This is a genomic window from Okeania sp., assembly GCF_983059655.1.
In genome coordinates this window covers 1-4,214 of the sequence record NZ_CEZPJD010000698.1, presented here as the reverse complement: position 1 = coordinate 4,214, position 4,214 = coordinate 1, and the positions used below count along the sequence as shown (strand labels likewise).

6 protein-coding genes are annotated in these 4,214 nt (G+C 35.7%); 5 read left to right on the top strand and 1 reads right to left on the bottom strand.

Annotation, left to right across the window (positions count from 1 at the left end):
* Positions 1 to 4: 4 nt before the first annotated feature.
* The 5 genes from AC3DU7_RS26880 to AC3DU7_RS26860 all read left to right on the top strand — a co-directional run bounded on the left by AC3DU7_RS26880 (position 5) and on the right by AC3DU7_RS26860 (position 2,954).
* Complete coding sequence (locus AC3DU7_RS26880) at positions 5 to 1,372, top strand: UDP-glucose dehydrogenase family protein (protein WP_488042329.1); 1,368 nt, start codon at positions 5 to 7, stop codon at positions 1,370 to 1,372.
* Positions 1,373 to 1,583: 211 nt separating this feature from the next.
* Entirely contained in the window at positions 1,584 to 1,742 is a 159-nt protein-coding gene (locus AC3DU7_RS26875) for a hypothetical protein (protein WP_488042328.1), read from the top strand.
* Positions 1,743 to 1,761: 19 nt separating this feature from the next.
* The gene (locus AC3DU7_RS26870) at positions 1,762 to 2,274 is read left to right on the top strand and encodes a DUF29 family protein (protein ID WP_488042327.1); all 513 of its coding nucleotides are present in this window, start codon (positions 1,762 to 1,764) and stop codon (positions 2,272 to 2,274) included.
* Positions 2,275 to 2,391: 117 nt separating this feature from the next.
* On the top strand, positions 2,392 to 2,622 hold the full coding sequence (locus tag AC3DU7_RS26865; protein ID WP_488042326.1) for a DUF433 domain-containing protein: 231 nt from the start codon (positions 2,392 to 2,394) through the stop codon (positions 2,620 to 2,622).
* Positions 2,619 to 2,954, top strand: coding sequence for a DUF5615 family PIN-like protein (locus AC3DU7_RS26860; protein WP_488042325.1), 336 nt, complete (start codon positions 2,619 to 2,621; stop codon positions 2,952 to 2,954). Before AC3DU7_RS26865 ends, AC3DU7_RS26860 begins: the two co-directional genes overlap by 4 nt.
* Before the next feature lie 461 nt (positions 2,955 to 3,415).
* On the opposite strand, the gene AC3DU7_RS26855 is transcribed toward AC3DU7_RS26860, so the two are convergent.
* The coding region (locus tag AC3DU7_RS26855) for a phosphodiester glycosidase family protein (RefSeq protein ID WP_488042324.1) at positions 3,416 to 4,214 on the bottom strand (799 nt) is incomplete at its 5' end.

Here is a 4,214-nt window from a genome sequence, read left to right as displayed (position 1 = left end):
AAAGATGCGTGTTTGTGTCATTGGTACTGGCTACGTTGGCTTAGTTACAGGGGTTTGTCTATCTCATACAGGACATCATGTAATTTGCGTAGACAACAACGAGGAAAAAGTTAAACTCTTAAAATCAGGACAGTCTCCAATCTACGAACCGGGGTTATCTGAACTGATGCAAGATTGCACCAAAGCAGGAACTCTAGAGTTTACATCTGACTTGAAAGCTGGGGTGGAGCATGGCGATATTTTATTTATCGCTGTTGGTACTCCCCCACTCCCTACAGGGGAAAGCGATACTCGTTATGTGGAGGCAGTGGCCAAGGGGATAGGCGCTCATTTGACTACAGGTTATAAGGTAATTGTTAATAAATCAACTGTACCTATTGGCTCTGGTGACTGGGTACGAAGAATTGTTTTAGATGGGGTTGATGAACGGAAAAAAGAGGAGGGTGGCTCCGGTACAGATATTGAAGCTGAATTTGATGTGGTTAGTAACCCAGAGTTTTTACGCGAAGGTTCCGCTATATTCGATACTTTTAATCCAGACCGCATAGTATTGGGTAGTAATAGTCAAAAGGCATTAGATATGATGTTGGAGCTTTATGCTCCTCTGGTTGAACGTAAGTATGCTGACGATCCTTCACTCCCACCAGTAGCAGTGGTAACAACAGATTTGAGTTCGGCAGAGATGATTAAGTATGCTGCTAATTCTTTCTTGGCAACTAAGATTAGCTTTGTGAATGAGATTGCTAATATTTGCGATCGCGTTGGTGCAGATGTGACTCAAGTGTCTAGGGGTATTGGTTTAGACTCCCGCATTGGTAATAAGTTTTTACAAGCTGGTATTGGTTGGGGTGGCTCTTGTTTCCCGAAAGATGTTTCTGCTTTGGTGCATACTGCTGATGACTATGGTTGTGAGGCACAGTTGTTGAAATCGGCAATTGATGTGAATAAGCGTCAACGCATGATTGCAATAGATAAGTTACAGCAAGCGTTGAAAATTCTTAAGGGTAAGACTATTGGGTTATTGGGTTTGACCTTTAAGCCTGATACTGATGATATGCGGGATGCACCTTCTCTAGATTTGATTCAGGAGTTGAACAGGTTGGGGGCAAAGGTGAAGGCTTACGATCCGATTATTTCTCAATCTGGTATGCGTCATGGTTTGACTGGTGTGGTAGTGGAAACAGATGCAGAAAGACTTGCTGATGGTTGTGATGCTTTGGTGTTGGTGACTGACTGGAAACAGTTTGAGAAATTAGATTATGCTAAAATGGTGAAGTCCATGGAGCATAATTTATTTGTTGATGGACGTAATTTCTGCGATCGTAAAGAGTTGGAAGCTGCTGGTTTTCAATATGTAGGAATTGGGCATTAAGTCGCTCTTAGTAATTAGCTTTCAGCTAGTATAATTTTCAAGAAAATATCATGTAGGAGTGTTCTACAGAGCGCTCCTAAATTTTTCACGACTCCCTATCTTCCAGATTATTCTTACAATTAATATCGTTACATTATAACTGGAGAATCTGTACAAAATGGAAGATAAATTATAGCCAGAATATGACTTAAAAAGTTTAAAAATCAGAAAAATGAGTGCTAAACGTAAAAGTTTTGGGGAAACAATAATTAAGTTAGATCCTAATGTTGCAGAAATGTTTCCTAACGCAGAGGCTGTGAATGAAGCACTGCGATTTTTAATTAGAATTACAAAAGAAAGTAAACTAAATAATAGTAATTTTATTAATTAATCAAACAATATTTTATCTTATGAGTCAAGAATTAATTGATTTAAAACGAAGTATTATGGAAGGTCGATATGATGATGCCTTAGCGATAATAGATGAATGGGAGTGGATGAGTAAAGAACAAATTTTACAAAAAATTGAAAGTTTTTTAGTTAGGTTATTAGTACATTTAATTAAAAATCAAGTTGAAGAACGTTTGACTAATTCTTGGGCAGCATCAATTAGAGATTCAGTGCTGAAGATTCAACGGTTAAATATTAAGGCTAATAAAACATCTTATTATATTAATATAGATGATTGGGAAATAGATTTAGAAAATGCTTTTAAAGATGCTATTTTTGAGGCTAGTGTGGAAGTAAAAGCAGGTATTTATAAGCCTAATCAATTACGCCAACTTGTGGATAAAGTAAAAGTTATAGATCTAGCTAATAGATTGATAAGTTTGACGTACAATTATTCAAGAGAAGGTTTGCGAGATGTGCTTGATAATGAGTTCTGTAAATTGCCTGGTGGTGAGGATTGGAATTTTAAATAGTTGGTTTTGGTGTGTTGGTTTTAATATTATATTTGTGTATAATTTCATTGGAAAATTAGTAGAATCAGTCTGTAAACTTGTTAAAGTTGTTTAATTGTAGCAATAAATGTAACTAAAATGACTGCACAAAGCTTGCTTAATCGAATTACTTATAACCCCAAACAATGTGGAGGGAGACCTTGCATTCGAGGAATGCGAATTCGTGTTTCTGATATTTTAGAGATGCTGGCAGAAAATGTTAGTAGTGGAGAAATTTTAGAAGATTTTCCAGACTTGGAAGCGGAGGATATTCAAGCTTGTTTGTTGTTTGCTTCCCGACGAACTAATATCCCTAAGTTAACAGTATGAATTTTTGGATTGATGCCCAACTTCCTCCAAATTTAGCTAATTGGTTGGTCGAAACTTTTAATGTTAATGCTACAGCTCTTAGAGATTTGGGGTTACGAGATGCTGAAGATATAGATATTTTCAATGCTGCAAGAAACCTTGGTGTAGTTATTGTTAGTAAAGACAGTGATTTTGTCGAGTTAGTTACTCGTTTAGGAACTCCTCCTCAAATTCTTTGGTTGACTTGTGGGAACGTTACTAACAGAAACCTGCGACTAATTTTGAGCAATACTTTTGCTGAAGCATTACGAATGCTAGAAGTTGGAGAAGCTATTGTGGAAATTAGTGATTAGCGATATGAATAGATTTAGCGAAATGGAAAGATAAGGATGGAATTGGCGAAATTTGAGGAGTTAATTCCAGAAATTCCTCTGGGGAAAATTAGTAAACAGGACTTACTCAAAAACGCTATATCATAGATAGTAAGGGTTAACAGCCGTTAACCCCTAAAGATTGCGTATAATTTCATTGGAAAGTTAGTAGAATCAGTCTGTACACTTATTAAAATTCTTTAATTGTAGCAGTAAATGTAACTAAGAAGAGGCGATCACTTCTTATCAAAAAGCTATTTAACTTTATCCAAATTTTTCTCTATATCGCTACAAATTAGAAAAATTACTCCAAAACCGAATCTTTAAATAAACATCTAAAAAGTATCAATAACTTTACCAAGTATTCATAAAACTACCCTAATATATAGCAATGTACGCTGGCATATTTACAAATTGCAGGAATTGTCCAATAGCTAAAATTTTTATATTATTCCTGACGGAATGCTACGCAAACAGCTTTTTATTCCCCCTATTGCCTGTTGTCTGTTGTCTGCGCGCAGGGCTATAACAATCATTTGAGGTAGGGTTCTTGGTGAAGTTATATAATTATTCCCCTGACAAATTAATTGTGTAGAACCTCCACCATCTAACATCATTACTTGACTAGCACCGAAACTTTTCAAAATTTGAGCTGCATGGGCTTGAGTTGCTTGTTTAGAAGTAAAAATTAAAATTGTTTCATTGAGGCGATCGCCATCTTTATCTTTAACTCCAATAAATGTTCTACCTGTTTTATTTTCGACTCCTTTGTCAGCATTTTCCTGTAAACCAACAATAAGATTAGGTGCTGTGGATAATTGCAATTTTTTTTGCTCAAATTTAGTAATTAATGCTCTATCATTCCAGACTTCTAGCATTAATTTTTCATCGGGAAATTCTATTTCTCCGGCATAACCATCACTAACTATAATTCCATTTGACTTGACAGGAAATGCTAACCCTGTAGAGGTGTTTTTATCGTTCCTAAAAAATTGACCATTAGTGATGCAAAATAAACTTGAATTTTCTGAAGATAAGTTAGACCATACTTGTGATATTTGCTGACGTTCAAATTGTGGATCGTTACCGCCGTAAGCTCCTTTTTTAGTACCTAAGTCTGTGATATTTCCATAGATAAAATTAATTTTTACACCTTGAGTTAAATTGACAGTTTGTACATAATCTAAATCTTTTTGATAAAGAGTTGCTCCCTGGGAATTACTAATGATTTGGAAACCAAGA

Coding starts and splice junctions, on each gene's coding strand:
- AC3DU7_RS26880 (WP_488042329.1), top strand. CDS start 5: ATGCGTGTTTGTGTCATTGGTACTGGCTACGTTGGCTTAGTTACAGGG.
- AC3DU7_RS26875 (WP_488042328.1), top strand. CDS start 1,584: ATGAGTGCTAAACGTAAAAGTTTTGGGGAAACAATAATTAAGTTAGAT.
- AC3DU7_RS26870 (WP_488042327.1), top strand. CDS start 1,762: ATGAGTCAAGAATTAATTGATTTAAAACGAAGTATTATGGAAGGTCGA.
- AC3DU7_RS26865 (WP_488042326.1), top strand. CDS start 2,392: ATGACTGCACAAAGCTTGCTTAATCGAATTACTTATAACCCCAAACAA.
- AC3DU7_RS26860 (WP_488042325.1), top strand. CDS start 2,619: ATGAATTTTTGGATTGATGCCCAACTTCCTCCAAATTTAGCTAATTGG.